Consider the following 16,750-nt stretch of genomic DNA (forward strand, 5'->3'; position numbering starts at 1 on the left):
GCCGGTTGGTCATTTCGCGACAGTGTCATGTCTCTGGACATCGGTGACGGTTCTGCATCAGGACATCGGTGACGGTTGATGTGTCAGGACTTCGGTGACGGTTCGGGCTTCTTGGGGTGGGTTCCGCGGGTTTGCCGTTGCCGACGTACCTGACTCCGGGAGCGGCCCGAGTGTGCTCGATGAGGATCTCGCCGTGGTGGTCGGCGACGATGATCCGTTCGCCGTCGATGACGACGATGACTTCCGCGAAGGCGTGCTCGGCGCCGACCATGTAGAAGACCTTGCGTAGGTAGAAGGTGCCGGCGTGGTTCAGCTTCTTGATGCAGGCGCCCTGGGGAAGTGCCGCCCGCACGGGCGCCGGTACGACTGCCTGCGGCTTGGGCGCGGTGCGCGTGAACAGGGCGCGGATCGGGTTGGGATGGGGAGCCTCGGCCTTCGCCGTCGCGTCCCATGCCGCCTGCGGGGTGATCCTGCCGGGCAGCCCCTGGTGAGGGCGCTGCGTGTTGTAGATGAGGTCGAACGCGTCGACCTGCGCCTGAAGCTGGTCGAGCGTGTCGGCCAGGGGCTGCTTGCCGAGGTAGCGGAACAGGGTCTGATGGAAACGCTCGTTCTTCCCCTGTGTGGTGGGCTTGTAGGGCTTGCCGGTGATCGCCTCCACGCCCAGGACGGTCAAGTGCTCGACGAGCTGGCCCGCGTAGCCGCGTCGAGTGGGGTTCAACGCGGCGCCGTTGTCGCTGAGCAGTCTCTGCGGGACGCCGCGCGCCGCGATGGCCTTGTCCACGACGACGATCGCGCCCTCGGATGTCTCACCCCACGCGACGTGGGAGGCGACGGCGTAACGGGAGTGGTCGTCGATGAGTTGGAAGATCACGCACTTACGCCCACCGGTCAGGACGTACTCGGTCGCGTCGAGCTGCCAGCACGCGTTCGGCGCCGGGTAGACGAACCGCCGGTACGCCGCCCGCGGCTTCTTCCTCGGCTCCAGCCTCGCGACGCCGGCCTGCCGGAAGATCCGTGCGAGCGACGCTGTCGAGGGTGCCGGGTCCAGACCCATCGCGACCATCTTGTCGTGCACGCTGATCGGCCCGTGGTCCAGCCCGGACGCCTCCAGCGCCGACCGCACCGCGACGGCCTGCGCCTTGACCTCGTCGGTCAGCCTCGTCGGGCTTGACGCTGGGCGCCGCGACCGCGGCTCGAGCACCGCCGCCTGGCCCTCAACCGCCGCACGCTTGCGCAACTCGTAGAACGACTTGCGCGAGATGCCATGCTCCGCGCAGAACGTCGTCACCGACCCTCGCGGGGCGTCATCGGGCCACTGCGCGATCGCCAGACGGACACGCGGATCGATCGGTTCTGGGGCTGCCATGCCCCGAGCCTCAGGGCAGAAGTGTCACCACCAAGAACCCCGAAAGCGTCACCGATGTCCTGATGCACAACCGTCACCGATGTCCTGGGACATGACAGTCATTTCGCGACAGTGCCATTTCGCGACAGCGTCGCTTGCTGCGCTTGCTGCGCTTGCTGCGCTTGCTGCGCTTGCTGCGCTTGCTGCGCTTGCTGCGCTTGCTGGGCTTCCCGGGCCTGGCTCGCTGGACGCGGCTCGTCGCGCCCGCGCCCGCGCCCGCGCCGCGCCCGTGACCATCTGCGCCGACTGAGCCCGTCCATGGCCGTCGTCGCAGTCGATCGGAACAACCGCGAGATGACGAGATGTCGGCGCGGGGCGACCCTGGCGAGGAGGACCCCGACGGGTTCGCGTGCTGGACGCTGAACGACGAGGGATGGGAGCGCGGGTCAGGCCGACGCAGACTTCGCCGACCGTTGCCGCCTCATGGACGGAGGATGGGCCAGCGCTGATTGGTGTTCGGCACGCACCACAAGGGCGCGGGGCCACCGTCGACGCCGGGCCTGGCGCAACGGCCGACGGCGTCGCAGCGGTCGCCGCCACGCTCGCGGACGCGCCGAAGGCCGAGCGCCGCGCCCACAGGGAGGTCATTTCCCGCATCACGGACGGCTGAGTGGTCGCCACGAGGACGTGTCGCCCGGCGGTTGGTGGGGCATGGGAGTGGTTCGGGGGGAGCGCGGGAGCAGTAGGCTCCCCCTCGCCGTCGTGCTCGACGTCTCCGCGGTCGGCGGTCGCGGCCCCGCGCGCCAGCGTCCACAGGGCGGCCAGCCGCGTGTCGGCGCCGCCGTCTAGGGTGGTCGGGTGACCACCGCCCTGTACCGCCGCTACCGGCCCGAGACGTTCTCCGAGGTGATCGGTCAGGAGCACGTCACGGGGCCGCTCATGCGGGCGCTGCGCAGCGGGCGCGTCAACCACGCCTACCTGTTCTCCGGGCCACGTGGCTGCGGCAAGACGACGTCGGCGCGCATCCTCGCGCGCACGCTCAACTGTGCGCGCAACACCCCCGAGACCCCGATCGACACTCCCTGCGGGCAGTGCGCGTCGTGCGTGGAGCTCGCGCGTGGCGGCCCTGGATCGCTCGACGTCGTCGAGATCGACGCCGCGTCGCACGGTGGCGTCGACGACGCGCGCGACCTGCGCGAGCGGGCGACGTTCGCGCCGACTCGCGACCGGTACAAGATCTTCATCATCGACGAGGCCCACATGGTCTCGCCGGCCGGGTTCAACGCGCTGCTCAAGATCGTCGAGGAGCCGCCCCCGCACATCAAGTTCGTGTTCGCGACGACCGAGCCCGACAAGGTCATCGGCACGATCCGTTCGCGCACCCACCACTACCCGTTCCGGCTTGTGCCGCCGGACGTGCTCGGCCCGTACCTGGAGGAGCTGTGCGCCGCCGAGGGTGTGACGCTGGGTGGCGGGGTCGTGCCGCTCGTCGTGCGCGCCGGCGGCGGGTCGGTCCGTGACTCGCTCTCGGTGCTCGACCAGCTCATCGCGGGCGCCACGGGTGGCACGGTCGACTACGACCTCGCCGTCGGGCTGCTCGGCTACACGCACGCGTCGCTGCTCGACGACGTCGTGGACGCGCTCGCCGCGCGTGACGGCGCCTCGATCTTCCGCGTGGTCGACCAGCTCATCGTGTCAGGCCACGCGCCCCAGCGGTTCGTCGACGACCTGCTCGAGCGGCTGCGCGACCTCATCGTCATCGCGGTGTCGGGCGACGCCGCCGGGGCGGTGCTGCGCGGCCAGCCCGAGGACCAGCTTGAGCGCATGGCCGCACAGGCGTCGCGGCTGGGGATCGCCGAACTCTCGCGGGCGGCCGATCTGGTCAACACCGCGCTGACCGAGATGACCGGGGCGACGTCGCCGCGCCTGCACCTGGAGCTGCTGTGCGCCCGATTGCTGCTGCCCGGCGCGGACGCCGGGTCGGCGGGCCTCGCCGCACGAGTCGAGCGGCTGGAGCGTGGCGGGATGTCCGTCGGCGCTCGCGGACCCGCACCGGTCCGGCCAGGGGCTCCCGCCGACGACGACGCCGCGGGGCCCGGGGGCGCTGACCCCGAAGGGCTGCGCGGCGCGGCGGCCGTTCGGGCGGCGATGCGCCCCGGTCGCCCGGTGCCCGGGACGGCGCAATCGGACGCAGTCGAAGGCGCGCGGTCGGACGCCCGCGGCGGCGCTCGGCCAACGGCGCCGGCTGGGCGTGACAGGGCGCCCGCGCAGGCCGAAGCGCCTGCCGGGGTTGGCTCGCCCGCGCAGGCCGACGCGTCTTCCAGCTCCGGCTCTCCTGCGCGCGCCAGTACGACCGTCAGTCCTGGCGCGCCCGCTCCGGGGCCCGTACTGGCGGAAGCCAGCGAGTCCGTGCCCCCCGCCGCTGCGCCTGCGGCGGAGCCGACTGCATCTGGCCAGCAGGATTGGCCGGAGTCCGGTCAGCCGGAGCGACGCATTGCCGGCCCGTCGGCGCCGCCGGCGTCCGGACGACTGGTTTCGGCCGCGCCCGACGCGGCGGCGCCAGCCATGCCCGACGAGCAGACTCCTGCCATGCCGGACGTCCCGGCACTTGCGGCGCCTGGCACGCAAGCGCCCGCCGCGCCCGCCGTCTCGGAGCCCGACGTGCCCGGGCAGGCGCGAGTGGCGTCCGGCGAACAGACCGACTCGCATCCGGCGGCGCCCGAGGCGTCTGTCTCTGCGGCCGAGCCCGAGTCTGCGTCGTCGGCCGAGTCTGCGACGCCGACTGACTCTGCGTCGGTGGTGGAGACCGCCTTGGCGTCATCGGGAGCGGGCGACGTCACGACCGAGGTTGTCCGACGCCGCTGGCGCGAGGTGCTGGCAAGCATCGGCAATCCCCGAGCAGAGGCGTTCCTTGGCGAGCACTCCCAGGTGCTGAGGCTTGAGGCAGACGTGCTCCGACTCGGGTTCCCGCCCGCCGTCGTCGCGCAGGCGCGGCACGGACGCCCCGAGACCATCTCGGACGCCGTCTACCAGACGCTCGGCATTCACGTCCGGATCGAGATCGACGTCGACGACGGCGCACGCCCGCGCGAGTCGGGGCTCGTTCGCGGCCCGTCATCGGACTCTCCCGACGAGGAGGCCGCGCGCGCGGGCGGGCAAGGTCTCGGCCGCGCGCGCGACGACGTGACAGAGGAAGAGGCGACAGAGGGCTCGTCCGCCGAAGGCCGCGCCGTGGCGTCGACGAGCCGCACCGACGCACTCGAGGCAGTGCGCGCGCACATTGCGACGGCATCGATCAGGTCGGAGGCGGCCTCGGAGCCCGCGCAGGCGCTCGCGTTGGGCACGGAGCCCTGGCCGGAGCCCACTTCGGGCACGGAGCCCCGGCCAGAGCCCGAGCGGCCGACGGAGCCTCCTTCCGAGCCGCAGTCTGCGCTGCGGGATGCTCCGCAGTCCGCGCGACCGACTGGGGCGCAGCCTGCGCGACCGACTGGGGCACCGTCCGCGCGGCCGACTGGGGCGCAGCCTGCGCAGGTGTCGCCTCCCGCGCCCGCTGGCGCGTCCGAGGCGGGGCCAGGGTCGCAGGAGCCCGGGTACGACGAGGCCGACGCCGCGTGGCTGGCCGGGGTTCCGCTGCACGAGCCGCCCGACTTCGACGAGCCTGAGCCGCCCTTCGACGACCCGGTCGAGGAGTCGCTCGGCGACGCGGCGCCCGGTGTTGTGACTCCCACGGCGACGACCCGGCCCCCGGCGCAAACGCATTCCGCAGCTCTCGCCGGGCGGGCGGCCGCGCTCGGTCGCGGAGCTCCCGCGTCGTCAGCGGCGGCGTTCGCTCCGGGGGCGGCGTCCGGTGCTGCTGCTGCGGCGGCGTCCCCCGCGACGGCGTCCTCGCCGGCCCCGGCTTCCTCGGCGGCTGGTGCTGCGGCGGGATCGGCGACTCCGAGCGCCTCGGCGTTCGCGCGCGTGGCGGCTCCCGCTCCGTCCGCGCGCACCGTGGTCGCAGCGCCCGACCCCTACGACGACTCCTCGGCAGACGACCCCGACATCGCCTCGAGCGGACTCGTCGGCGTGCCACTGGTGGTCAAGATGCTCGACGGCACGATCATCGACGAGCAGGTCGACCAGACGTGAGCGGGGCGGCGCCTGGCCCGTCCGGTGAGGTGACGGGCAGCGCGCCCGGCGCCGCAGACCCCACGGTGCTGCGCATCGTCGCCGCGGTCATCGTGCGCGACGGGCGGTTCCTGCTGGTCCGCAAACGCGGGACGACGTCGTTCATGCAGGTGGGCGGCAAGATCGAGCCGGGGGAGCGTCCGGGCGATGCGCTCGTGCGCGAGGTCGCGGAGGAGATCGGGGCGTCCCTGGACCCAGGCAGTGTTCGCGCGCTTGGGCGGTTCTCGGCAGTGGCGGCCAACGAGTCGCACCACGTGGTGGACGCGCACGTCTTCGAGGTCGACCTGCCCGCCGACGTCGACCCGCGACCACAGGCCGAACTCGAAGACCTCATCTGGGTCGACCCGGAGGCCCCGGTCGCGCCGCACCCGATCGCGCCGCTGTCGCTCGACTTGATCGCGGCCTGGTCGCGTCGCGCCCGCTGAGGCCAACAGCCCAGGTCACAGGCCTGTGCGCGCCATGCGGGCCACCGTCGGGCGGACGCGAGAGAATCCCCGGGTGACTGCCTCCCCGCGGCGGCTGCCGCGCACATCGCCCGAGGCCGTGGGCGTGAGCCCGCAGGCCCTGACCTCGCTCGTCGACGCCCTCGACGCGATCGGCGGTGCGCACAGCCTCATGGTGCTGCGCCACGGCCACGTCGTCGCCGAGCACTGGTGGCAGCCCCACGCACCGGGCCAGCGGCACGCCATGTTCTCGGTCTCCAAGACGTTCACGGCGATGGCCGTCGGCCTGGCTGTCGAGGAAGGCCTGCTGACCATCGAGGACCGCGTCGTCGACCTGCTGCCCGAGGCCGCACCCCCGGCGCCGAGCGACCACCTCGCCGCGATGCGGGTGCGCCACCTGCTCACGATGACGAGCGGCCACTCGGACGACTCGATGGCGGTCGTCGACGCGGGTCCCGCGGACTGGACGGCCGCCGTGCTCGCGCACCCGGTGGACCTTGAGCCCGGCACGCGGTTCGTCTACGACACCGGCGCGACCTTCCTGCTCTCGGCGATCGTGCACCGGCTCACCGGGCAGCGTCTGCTCGACTACCTGACTCCGCGCGTGTTGGCGCCGCTCGGCATCGAGGGCGCGACCTGGGAGCAGGACCCGAGCGGCGTCGACATGGGCGGGTTCGGACTGACGCTCCACCTGGAGGACATGGCGGCCTTCGGTGAGCTGTTGTTGCGCCGCGGGCGATGGGGCGAGCGCCAGCTCATTCCCGCGGCGTGGGTCGACGCCGCGACCGCCGCGCACGTCGACAGCTCAACCCAGGGCTGGGGCCCGGACACGCGTGTCGGCTACGGGTATCAGATGTGGCGGTGCCGTCCGGGCGCGGTGCGCGCCGACGGCGCGTTCGGCCAGTTCATCGTCGTCTGGCCCGAGCACGACGTCGTTGTCGCCCTCACCTCCGGCACGAGCCAAATGCAGGACGAGCTCGACGCCGTGTGGCGCAGCCTCGGTGGGGCGTTCGGCTCGGCGCCGGACGCGGTGGTGCCGAGCGAGGTTGTGCCCGTGCCCGTGCCCGTGCCCGTGCCCGTGCCCGTGCCCGTGCCCGTGCCCGTGCCCGTGCCCGTGCCCGTGCCCGTGCCCGTGCCCGTGCCGGCGCCCGCGCCGCCCGAGCACATGCTGCGCCTGGCGGTCCCTGTGGGCCAGGGGCGTAGCGCGCTCGACGGCGTCATCGACGGCCGGACGTTCGCGCTCGACGTCGCGCACGCCGGCGGCGAAGCGTTCGGCGGCGGGCACGCCCCGGGCACGCTCACGGTGCGCCGCGATGGGGACCTGCTCCTGCTCGACGTCGGAGGGGAGCGGGCCTGGGCGGCGCACGCCGACTGGCACACGCCCACGTCCACGCACCCCGAACCGGAGCGGGAGCGGGAGCGGGATACTCAGACGGGGCAGGCCGACGTCCGGGCGGGACGCGCCGATCTGAGCGCGGCGTCGTCGTACGCGTGGACCGACGAGCGCACCCTGGAGGTGCGCGTCGCCGGGCTCGGCACGCCGTTCATGTGGACAGCGCGGCTTGCCTTTGGTGACGACGGCGCCACGGTGGACGTCGCGATCGACCAGAACGTCTCGTTCGGGCAGACGGTGGTGCTGCTCGCGGTGGGCCGCGCGGGCTAGCGGCGTCGCGCGAGCAGCGCCCGCGCGATGGTGAGGTCGGGCGCGGCGAACGGCCGACTGGGCGCCTCGAGCGCCCACAGCAGCGAGGACAGGCAGCGCGCCAGCGTCCATGCCACCGCGCGATCGGGATCGAGGCAGGCGGACTCGATGAGGCGGTCGAAGCGCCGCAGGGCAACGCGCGCGGCGTCGCCGGTGGCCACCGCCTCGTCCCAGCGGTTGTGCAGCGCGGGCAGCAACTCATAGCAGGGGTCGCCGAGCAGCGGCTTGGGGTCGATGGCGAGCCACTCGCCGCGCTCGGCGGCCGGGGATCCGGCCAGCGGTGCGAGCACGTTGGCGTAGTGCAGGTCCCCGTGCAGGACCCGGTCGCCGGGCTCGGTGATGACCTCGGCCAGGGCGGCCGCGCAGCCGTCGAGCACGCGGCGCCATCCGGCGTCGGGCGCGACGACGTGGGGCGCTTCGTCGAGCAGGCGAGCGCCGAGGTCGGCGAGCGTCCGCAGGGCGCCGTCCGGCGGCGTCGCAGGAGCGGGTGGTCGCGCGGTCGCCCGAGTGGGTGACGGCGTGGGCTGCGGTGCGGGTGGCGGCTCGGGTGGCGGCGGGGGCTGCGGTGCGGGTGACGGTACGGCTGGCGGCGGGGGCTGCGGTGGGGGTGGCGGCGTGGCAGGCGGCAGGGGCGACCGGTGGAGGCGGCGGAGCAGTGCGCCGATCACGTCGAGCGCTGCGGGGACGGGCAGCGTCCCGATCGAGCGTGAGGCGTCAAGCCGTTCGAGCAGCATCGACCCGCTCGGCTCGTCGTGGTCCAACAGCAGCACCGCGCCGTCGCCCGACCAGACGCGCAGGGCCAGCGGCTCGCCCACCGTCTCCTCGTCCCGCGGCTGCAATTTGAGCACGGCCTGGCTGCCGTCGGCTCGCCGGACGGGCACGATCCAGGCGACGGCGCCGTGCGCCGTCGGGCCGTCCACCCGCAGGCCCCACGCGTCGAGGAGGCGCGCGGCGAGGTCGGGGGCGGCGTCGAGCCAGGCGCCGGTGTCGGCGCCGTGACCGCGGTGCGCCTCGCGCAGCGCCCTCGGCACGCGCAGGCCGTCCGCGCGCGAGAGGTCCGCCCGCGAAAGGCCCGCGCGCCTGGGGTCCAGGGGCGCGGGGTCCAGGGGCCGGGGGTCCATGGGGCCATCCTGGTCTCGCCTGCGACCAGCGCCAATCCGCCTTCGGGAATTGAACGCGACGCGATCCTCCGCTACAGATGGACTCATGAGCACGTCCCCCTCTGGCGCCGGATCGCAGGCATCGCTGCGTGAGCGGAACACCGCGGCCCTCTCGGCCGCCCTCTCGGCCCGCGGCCCGCAGCTACAGGCCGAACTCGCCACGCTGACCGGACTGTCGCGCGCGACGGTGTCCAACATCGTGGGCCAGGAGGTCGAGGCGGGCCGGTTCCGCGTCGAGCGCGTGCTGCGCGACGGGCGCTGGGGCGTGCTGGTCTCGCTCGTGCCCGAGGGCTGGGTCGTCTTCGGCGTCGACGTCGGGCGCACGCACGTGCGCCTGGTCGGGTGGGACACCGCACGCCATGAGATCGGCGGCCGGGCGGAGCCGCTGGCCCCGGGCCACTCGCCCGAGTCGACGCTGACGCTGGTCGCGCGGCTCCTGGACGACGTCGTGGCCGACGCGGGCATGGGCAGGTCGGCCGTGCGCCGCGTGGGCCTGTCGCTTCCGGCGTCGATCGGGCCCGACGGCGAGGTGGTCCAGGGCTCGGTGCTGCGCGAGTGGTCGGGGCGCGACCTGCATCGGCTGGCGGTCGAGGCGTTGGGCGTCGACGTCGTCATCGAGAACGACGCCAACCTCGGGGCGCTGGCGCACGCGCAGCATGCGTCCGCGCGCGGCGGGACCCTCGTGTACGTCAAGATCGCCTCGGGCATCGGCGCCGGGATCGTCACCGGCGACCAGGTGTACCGGTCCACGTCCGGGCTGACGGGGGAGATCGGCCACGTGCAGGTCGTCGACGGCGGGCAGACCTGCTACTGCGGGTCGCGCGGCTGCCTGGAGACGCTGGCGTCGGTGCGCACGATCGTCGCGGACTATGGGCACGCCCGCGGTCGGGAGGCCACCGTGGACGACCTCGTGGCGGCGGTGCTCGCTAACGACCGGGTGGCGGTGCGCATCCTGGAGGAGGCGGGCGACGCGCTCGGCCGCGTGCTGGCGTCGGTGTGCAACCTGCTCGGGCCCGACGCCGTCGTCCTCGGTGGCCCGCTCGCTCCGGTCGGCGAGCCGTTGCTCGCCGCCGTGGTCGCCTCGGTGCGTAAGCGCGCCCTGCCGTCGGCGATCGGCGGGGTCGAGTTCTCGATGTCGCACCTTGAGCCGCGCGCCGAGGTCCAGGGGGCGTGTCTGCTCGCGCTGGCGCCCGGTGGCGTGGTCTGAAGCCCTTCGTCACAAGAACGTAACGCGACCTGGCAATTTGCGTTCAAGACTTGAAAGGGTGGTTTCCCGTCCCTAGCGTGGGGCCTGCCCGGCGCGGACGCCGGGCGACGGCGCCGCGATGTCGCGGCCGGGAAGGAGCACCCGATGCGGAACCAGGACCCCATCCTGGAGATGCGGTCGATCACGAAGACGTTCCCGGGCGTCAAGGCCCTGGACAACGTGTCGATGACCGTCGCGCAGGGCGAGATCCACGCCATCTGCGGTGAGAACGGCGCGGGCAAGTCCACGCTCATGAAGGTGCTCTCGGGCGTCTACCCGCACGGCTCCTATGAGGGCGAGATCGTCTACCGGGGCCGCGAGGTCGCGTTCAGCTCGATCAAGTCGAGCGAGCAGTCGGGCATCGTCATCATCCACCAGGAGCTGGCGCTCATCCCCGAGCTGTCGGTCGCGGAGAACATCTTCCTCGGCAACGAGCAGCGCGGCCCGGTCGGGATCGACTGGCTGACGACCCACGAGAAGGCCAAGGAGCTCCTGCGCCGTGTCGACCTCAAGGTGGACACCAGCACGCCCGTCAAGAACCTCGGCGTGGGTCAGCAGCAGCTCGTCGAGATCGCCCGCGCGCTGTCCAAGGACGTCGAGCTGCTCATCCTCGACGAGCCCACGGCGGCCCTCAACGAGCACGACTCGCTGCTCCTGCTCGACCTGCTGCGCGACCTGCGCTCCAACGGCCTGACCTGCATCATCATCTCCCACAAGCTCAACGAGATCATGGCGGTCTCCGACTCGATCACCGTCATCCGCGACGGCCAGACCGTCGAGACGATGGACGTGGGCGCCGCGGACGTCGACGAGGACCGCCTCATCCGCGCGATGGTGGGCCGCTCGCTCGAGTCCCGGTTCCCACCGCGCACGCCCGACATCGGCGAGGTGTTCTTCGAGGTCGAGGACTGGACCGTCGAGCACCCCCAGATCCCCGGGCGCCTGGTCGCCAAGGGGTCGAGCTTCTTCGTCCGGCGCGGCGAGATCGTCGGGTTCGCGGGCATCATGGGCGCCGGCCGCACCGAGCTGGCCCGCTCGCTCTTCGGACGCTCCTACGGGCGCTACCTGGCGGGGGCCATCCGGATGAACGGCGAGGAGATCAAGATCCCGAACGTCCCCGCGGCGATCGAGCACCACATCTCCTACGTCACCGAGGACCGCAAGGCGCTCGGCCTCAACCTCCTTGACGACATCCAGACGACGGTCGTCTCGGCCGACCTGAGGAAGGTCAAGCCCGGCGTGGCGCTCGACGCCAACCTGATCCATGAGGCGGGCGAGCACGCCCGCTCGTCATTGCGGATCAAGGCGACGAGCGTCTCGGACGGCGTCGCCAAGCTCTCGGGCGGCAACCAGCAGAAGGCCCTGCTCGGCAAGTGGCTGTTCCCCGAGCCAGAGCTGCTGATCGTCGACGAGCCGACGCGCGGCATCGACGTCGGCGCCAAGTACGAGATCTACGGGCTCATCAACGCGCTCGCCGCCGAGGGCAAGGGCGTGGTGGTGATCTCGTCGGAGCTGCCCGAGCTGCTGGGCCTGTGCGATCGCATCTACACGATCTTCGAAGGCGCCATCACCGGTGTGCTCCGCCGGGGCGACGCCGACCAGGAGAAGCTCATGCGGCTCATGACCGGCGTCGGCGCCGACGCCGCGTGACGACGACCACTGACACACAGCAACGACAAAGGACGACGATGACCGCACTCAAGGAGCTCTTCAGCGGCGGGGCTCGCAAATTCGGCATGGTGTTCGCCCTGCTCGCCCTGGTGATCATCTTCAACTTCGCCACCAACGGCCTGGTCGTGACCCCGACCAACGCGCAGAACATCATCTTCGGCAACGCGCACATCCTCGTGATGACCATGGGCATGGTGCTGGTGATCATCGCCGGGCACATCGACCTGTCCGTCGGTTCGGTCGCGGCGGCGGTCGGCGTGATCGTCGCGGTCGCGACGCGTGACTGGGGAGTGCCGTGGTGGGCCGGGATCCTGCTGGGCGTCGCGTGCGGCCTGATCATCGGGGCCTGGCAGGGCTTCTGGGTGGCGTACGTCGGCATCCCCGGCTTCATCACCACACTCGCCGGCATGATGCTGTTCCGCGGTCTGCACCTGTACATCTCGGCCCAGGCGGGCACCAACGTGCGGGTCCCCAAGGAGATGTGGTTCATCGGCTCCGGGCACCTGCCCGAATGGGGCCCCGACACCGGGCTCAACAACTCGACCCTCGTGCTGGGACTCGTCGGCGTCGCCCTGGTCGTGTGGGGTGAGATGCGCAGACGCGCCAACGCCAAGCGCCTGCAGGGCGAGGCCCCGAGCCTGAGCCTCTCGCTCCTGCGGGCGGGCGGCCTGGCGATCGTGATCGGCTACCTGACCTGGCTGTTCGGCTCGGGCCGCCCGGGCACGTCGTTCCCGGTCACGGGCCTGATCGTGCTCGCGATCGCCGCGATCTACTGGTTCCTGTCGACCAAGACGATCACGGGCCGGCACGTGTACGCCGTCGGCGGCAACCGGGCCGCGGCCGCGCTGTCCGGCGTCAACATCAAGCGCGTCAACTTCCTGGTCATGATGAACATGTCGCTGCTCGCGTCGGTCGCGGCGATCCTGTTCATCAGCCGCGCACGCACCACGGGCCCCGCCGACGGCACGGGCTGGGAGCTCGACGTTATCGCGGCCGTGTTCATCGGCGGCGCCGCGGTCTCCGGCGGCATCGGCACCGTGACCGGCTCGCTCATCGGCGGCATGGTCATGGCGGTGCTCAACAACGGCCTGCAGCTCATGGGCGTCGGCGCCGCCCAGAACTACATGATCAAGGGCCTCGTGCTCCTCACCGCGGTCGCCTTCGACGTCTACAACAAGGTCCAGGGCCGCCCGTCGATCATCGGGAAGATCACCGACTCCCTGCGCGGACCCACGACGACGGAGGCAGCCGCCCCCGCCGCCCCCACCCCCACGTCCACGTCCTGACGGACCGATGCCGGCACGGATGGGCCTGCCGGCAACAGAAAGGTGCATCATGAAGAAGCTCAAGTCCGCTCTCGTCGCCTCGGCGATGGTCAGCGTGCTCGCCCTGTCGGGCTGCGGAGAGGGCCGCGGCGGCGACGCCACCGCGGATGGCGACGGTGACGGTTTCGGCGCTGACGCCGTGATCGGTGTCGCGCTGCCGCAACAGACCTCGGAGAACTGGGTGCTCGCCGAGGACCTGTTCAACGACGGCCTACGCGAGGCTGGGTTCGAACCGATCGTGCAGTTCGCCAACGCCGGCGTCATCGAGCAGCAGAACCAGATCGAGGCGATGATCGAGCGCGGCGCGTCCGTCATCGTCGTCGGCGCCGTCGACGGCGCCCAGCTCGGCACGCAGGTCGAGGCCGCCCGCGCCGCCGGCGCGACGGTCATCGCCTACGACCGGCTGCTGACCCAGACCCCCGACGTCGACCTGTACGTCGCGTTCGACAACTTCCAGGTGGGCGTGCTCCAGGGCACCGCGCTGCTGGACGGCCTGGCCGCGCGCAAGGGCGAGGGCCCGTGGAACATCGAGCTGATCGGCGGCTCCGCCGACGACGCGAACTCCACGCCGTTCTTCGAGGGCGCCATGAGCGTCCTGCAGCCCAAGATCGACGACGGCACCCTGACCGTCGTCTCGGGCCAGAACACGTTCGAGCAGGTCGCCACGGCCGGCTGGCTCGCCGACAACGCGCAGCGCCGCATGGACACCGTGCTCGCCGGCTTCTACGCCGACGGCGCCGAACTGCACGGCATCCTGTCCCCGAACGACACGCTGGCCCGCGCCGCTCTGACGGCGGTCGACTCGGCTGGTCTGGACGTCCCGGTCATCACCGGCCAGGACTCCGAGGTCGAGTCGGTGCGCTCCATCATGGAGGGCGTCCAGTTCTCGACCATCTACAAGGACACCCGCGCGCTGGTCGCCGAGACCATCCGCCAGATCAAGCTCGCGCAGCAGGGCGAGTCGTTCGACGTCAACGACGAGCTCGACAACGGCGTCACCGGCGTCCCGACGTTCTTCCTGCCTCCCGTCATCGTGACGCAGGACAACGCCGTCGAGGTCTTCGACGGAGACCCGATCCTCGAGCCCGTCATGTCCGAGTTCAAGTGACGCCCACCCTGTAGGCGCCCGAGGCGAAGCGGTCCACGGCGTCCGCCGTGGGCCGCTTCGCGCGCTTTTGTGCGTACCGTCATACGCACCGTGGCACCACCCTGTGCGCACCGCCGCACGCACCCTGACTCATCGAGGAGAAACCCCATGACGGCCCTGTCCGGATCGGTCGCCGCGACGTGGCCATCGTCGCCGACGCACCGCCGCTGGCTCGACGACGAGGCCCGCCGCCTGCTCGCCTTCGGCGCCGCCGCCGCACGTCCCGCCGCAGACGGCGGCGCCGCCTACCTGGACGACGACGGACGCCCCGACGCCTCCCGCGGCGTGCAGACCTGGATCACCGCCCGCACCGTCCACTCGTTCGCGCTCGGGCATCTGCTCGGGGTCCCGGGCTGCGCGCCCGTCGCCGACGCGGCGCTCGCGGGGCTGACGGGCGTGCTGCGCGACGAGGAGCACGGCGGCTGGTTCCATGCGGTGGCGTCGTCGGGCGAGCCCGACCGCGGCGCCGGCAAGTCGGCGTACGACCACGCGTTCGTCATGCTCGCGGGAGCCTCCGCCACGATCGCGGGCCGCCCGGGCGGGCCCGGCCTGCTGGCCGCCGCCACACAGACCTACCTCGACAAGTTCTGGGACGAGGAGACGGGGCGCCCCGTCGACACGTGGGACCACACATTCACCACGGTGGACGGGTATCGCGGGCTCAACGCCATGATGCACTCGGTTGAGGCGATGCTGACCGTGGCGTCGGCGGTCGAGGCAGGGCAGGGCGCGGCGTGGGTCGACCGCGCCGCGCGCGCCGTCTCCTTCGTCGTGGACATGGCGGCCGCGCACGCCGGGCGGCTGCCCGAGCACTTCGGCCCCGACTGGGAGCCCGCGCTCGACCTCAACGCCGACCGTCCCGGCGACCAGTTCAAGCCATACGGCGCCACCCCGGGGCACGGACTGGAGTGGGCGCGGCTGCTGCTGCACCTGGAGGCGATGCGCCCCGCCGACCGGCTCGTGGAGACCGCCGTCACGCTCTTCGACCGGGCCGTGGCCGACGCCTGGGCCGCCGACGGCGCCGACGGCTTCGTCTACACCACCGACTGGTCGGGCGCGCCCGTGGTGCGCACGCGCATGCACTGGGTGGTCACCGAGGGCATCGCCGCGGCCGCCGCCCTGTACGCGCGCACGGGCCAGGACCGCTTCGCCGACTGGTACGCCACCTGGTGGGACTACGCCGAGCGGCGCCTGATCGACCGGGTCCGGGGGTCCTGGCGCCATGAGCTCGACCCCGACAACCGGCCCGCGGCGACCGTGTGGCCGGGCAAGCCCGACATCTACCACGCGCTGCAGGCGACACTCGTCCCGCGCCTGCCGCTGGCCCCGATGCTGCCCGCCGCGCTGCGCGACGGGAGCCTGCGGTGACCGGCCCGGCCGCGGCGCGGCTCGTCGTCGTCGGTGAGGCGCTCGTCGACGTCGTGCCGGACGCCGACGGCGGGACGCGCGACCTGCCCGGCGGCAGCCCGGCCAACGTCGCGGTGACCCTCGGCCGCCTCGGCCACCGCCCCACTCTCGTGACGTCGTTGGCCCAGGACGCGCGCGGCGCCCTGGTGCGTGACTGGCTCGAGGCGTCCGACGTCGAGGTCCGCCTCGCCGCGCCCGCGTGCGGGCGCACGTCCACTGCCGCCGTCGTGCTCGGCGCCGACGGCGGCGCGTCCTACGAGTTCGACCTCGACTGGGACCTGCCGGCCGACCTGCTGCGCGCCGCGCTGGACGGCGCCGACGTCGTGCACACCGGCTCGATCGCGACGGTGCTCGACCCGGGGGCCGACGCCGTCGAGGTGGCGATGCGCGCGGCCCGGGGGCGCGCGCTGGTCTCCTTCGACCCCAACGCCCGTCCCGTCATCACCCCCGACGTCGACGCGGCGCGCACGCGCGTCGAGCGGCTGGTCGGTCTGTCGGACCTGGTCAAGGTCTCCGACGAGGACCTCGGCTGGTACTACCCCGGGCAGCCGGCGCCCGCGGTCGCCCGGCGCTGGGCGACCGCGGGCCCGGTGCTCGTCGTGGTCACGCTCGGCGCGCAGGGAGCGCTGGTGGTGCGCGGCGAGGACGTCGTGACCGTCCCCGGCGTGCGGGTGCAGGTCGCCGACACCATCGGCGCCGGGGACACGTTCACCGGGGCTCTCCTGGACGCGCTGACCAGGGCCGGCGTCGGCGGGCCACGCGCCCGTGGGGCGCTGGCCGACCTGAGCGTCCGGCAGCTCGCCGACGCCGCCGCATGGGCGGCGCGCGCCGCGGCCGTCACGGTCTCGCGCCCCGGGGCCGACCCGCCCACGCGCGCCGAGCTCGACGCGGCCGACGCCTGAGGGGAGCGGCGGCGGCCGGAGCGGGCGCCGTCGTGCGTGGGCGAGGTCACCCGCCCGACCGCTCGGGGCCTGGCTCTGGTCGCGCGGGCGGGCGTAGACTCGTCGGCGGCCCGACAACGGCCGCCAACGCGCGATCAACCAGCGCCCGGGACGAAGGAGGTGGCACGCCATGCGCAGCGAGCCTCCCAGTAGTCCCTGCCGCGGCTGACGCCCCGGCGGAGTCCCTCCCCCGCTG

11 protein-coding genes and 1 pseudogene are annotated in these 16,750 nt (G+C 72.9%); 10 read left to right on the forward strand and 2 right to left on the reverse strand.

Annotated elements, in window-relative coordinates:
• Positions 1–343: 343 nt before the first annotated feature.
• Positions 344–1,366 (reverse strand): annotated as a pseudogene (locus EV386_RS16080) (integrase core domain-containing protein); the annotation flags it as partial.
• 134 nt (positions 1,367–1,500) lie between these two features.
• Here EV386_RS16080 and EV386_RS18405 point away from each other — a divergent pair.
• The 4 genes from EV386_RS18405 (at position 1,501) to EV386_RS16100 (ending at position 7,618) form a co-directional block, all read left to right on the forward strand.
• Positions 1,501–1,638: a hypothetical protein gene (locus EV386_RS18405; protein WP_165399777.1), complete on the forward strand. Its 138-nt coding sequence runs from the start codon at positions 1,501–1,503 to the stop codon at positions 1,636–1,638.
• A gap of 565 nt (positions 1,639–2,203) precedes the next feature.
• Complete coding sequence (locus tag EV386_RS16090) at positions 2,204–5,473, forward strand: DNA polymerase III subunit gamma and tau (RefSeq protein WP_130416312.1); 3,270 nt, start codon at positions 2,204–2,206, stop codon at positions 5,471–5,473.
• The gene (locus tag EV386_RS16095; RefSeq protein ID WP_242608007.1) at positions 5,470–5,937 is read left to right on the forward strand and encodes an NUDIX hydrolase; all 468 of its coding nucleotides are present in this window, start codon (positions 5,470–5,472) and stop codon (positions 5,935–5,937) included. The genes EV386_RS16090 and EV386_RS16095 overlap by 4 nt, the downstream gene beginning before the upstream one ends.
• Positions 5,938–6,010: 73 nt before the next feature.
• On the forward strand, positions 6,011–7,618 hold the full coding sequence (locus EV386_RS16100; RefSeq protein WP_242608008.1) for a serine hydrolase domain-containing protein: 1,608 nt from the start codon (positions 6,011–6,013) through the stop codon (positions 7,616–7,618).
• Here EV386_RS16100 and EV386_RS18540 read toward each other — a convergent pair.
• Positions 7,615–8,778 carry an aminoglycoside phosphotransferase family protein gene (locus EV386_RS18540; protein ID WP_242608009.1) on the reverse strand — a complete coding sequence of 388 codons (1,164 nt, stop codon included), beginning with the start codon at positions 8,776–8,778 and terminating at the stop codon, positions 7,615–7,617. The genes EV386_RS16100 and EV386_RS18540 overlap by 4 nt on opposite strands.
• An 85-nt stretch (positions 8,779–8,863) precedes the next feature.
• On the opposite strand from EV386_RS18540, the gene EV386_RS16110 reads away from it, so the two are divergent.
• The 6 genes from EV386_RS16110 to EV386_RS16135 all read left to right on the forward strand — a co-directional run bounded on the left by EV386_RS16110 (position 8,864) and on the right by EV386_RS16135 (position 16,515).
• The gene (locus EV386_RS16110; RefSeq protein WP_130416314.1) at positions 8,864–10,024 is read left to right on the forward strand and encodes an ROK family transcriptional regulator; all 1,161 of its coding nucleotides are present in this window, start codon (positions 8,864–8,866) and stop codon (positions 10,022–10,024) included.
• Between the two features lie 144 nt (positions 10,025–10,168).
• A complete protein-coding gene (locus EV386_RS16115; protein ID WP_130416315.1) occupies positions 10,169–11,713 on the forward strand; it encodes a sugar ABC transporter ATP-binding protein in 1,545 nt (514 codons plus the stop codon).
• A 38-nt stretch (positions 11,714–11,751) separates the two neighbouring features.
• Positions 11,752–13,020 carry a sugar ABC transporter permease gene (locus EV386_RS16120; protein WP_130416316.1) on the forward strand — a complete coding sequence of 423 codons (1,269 nt, stop codon included), beginning with the start codon at positions 11,752–11,754 and terminating at the stop codon, positions 13,018–13,020.
• Between the two features lie 49 nt (positions 13,021–13,069).
• Complete coding sequence (locus EV386_RS16125; protein WP_130416317.1) at positions 13,070–14,167, forward strand: substrate-binding domain-containing protein; 1,098 nt, start codon at positions 13,070–13,072, stop codon at positions 14,165–14,167.
• 147 nt (positions 14,168–14,314) lie between these two features.
• A complete protein-coding gene (locus tag EV386_RS16130; protein ID WP_130416318.1) occupies positions 14,315–15,574 on the forward strand; it encodes an AGE family epimerase/isomerase in 1,260 nt (419 codons plus the stop codon).
• Positions 15,571–16,515, forward strand: coding sequence for a carbohydrate kinase family protein (locus tag EV386_RS16135; RefSeq protein ID WP_130416319.1), 945 nt, complete (start codon positions 15,571–15,573; stop codon positions 16,513–16,515). Before EV386_RS16130 ends, EV386_RS16135 begins: the two co-directional genes overlap by 4 nt.
• The last annotated feature ends 235 nt before the right edge of the window (positions 16,516–16,750 follow it).

Origin of the sequence: Xylanimonas ulmi, assembly GCF_004216535.1 — a bacterium.
Classification (GTDB): Bacteria; Actinomycetota; Actinomycetes; order Actinomycetales; family Cellulomonadaceae; genus Xylanimonas; species Xylanimonas ulmi.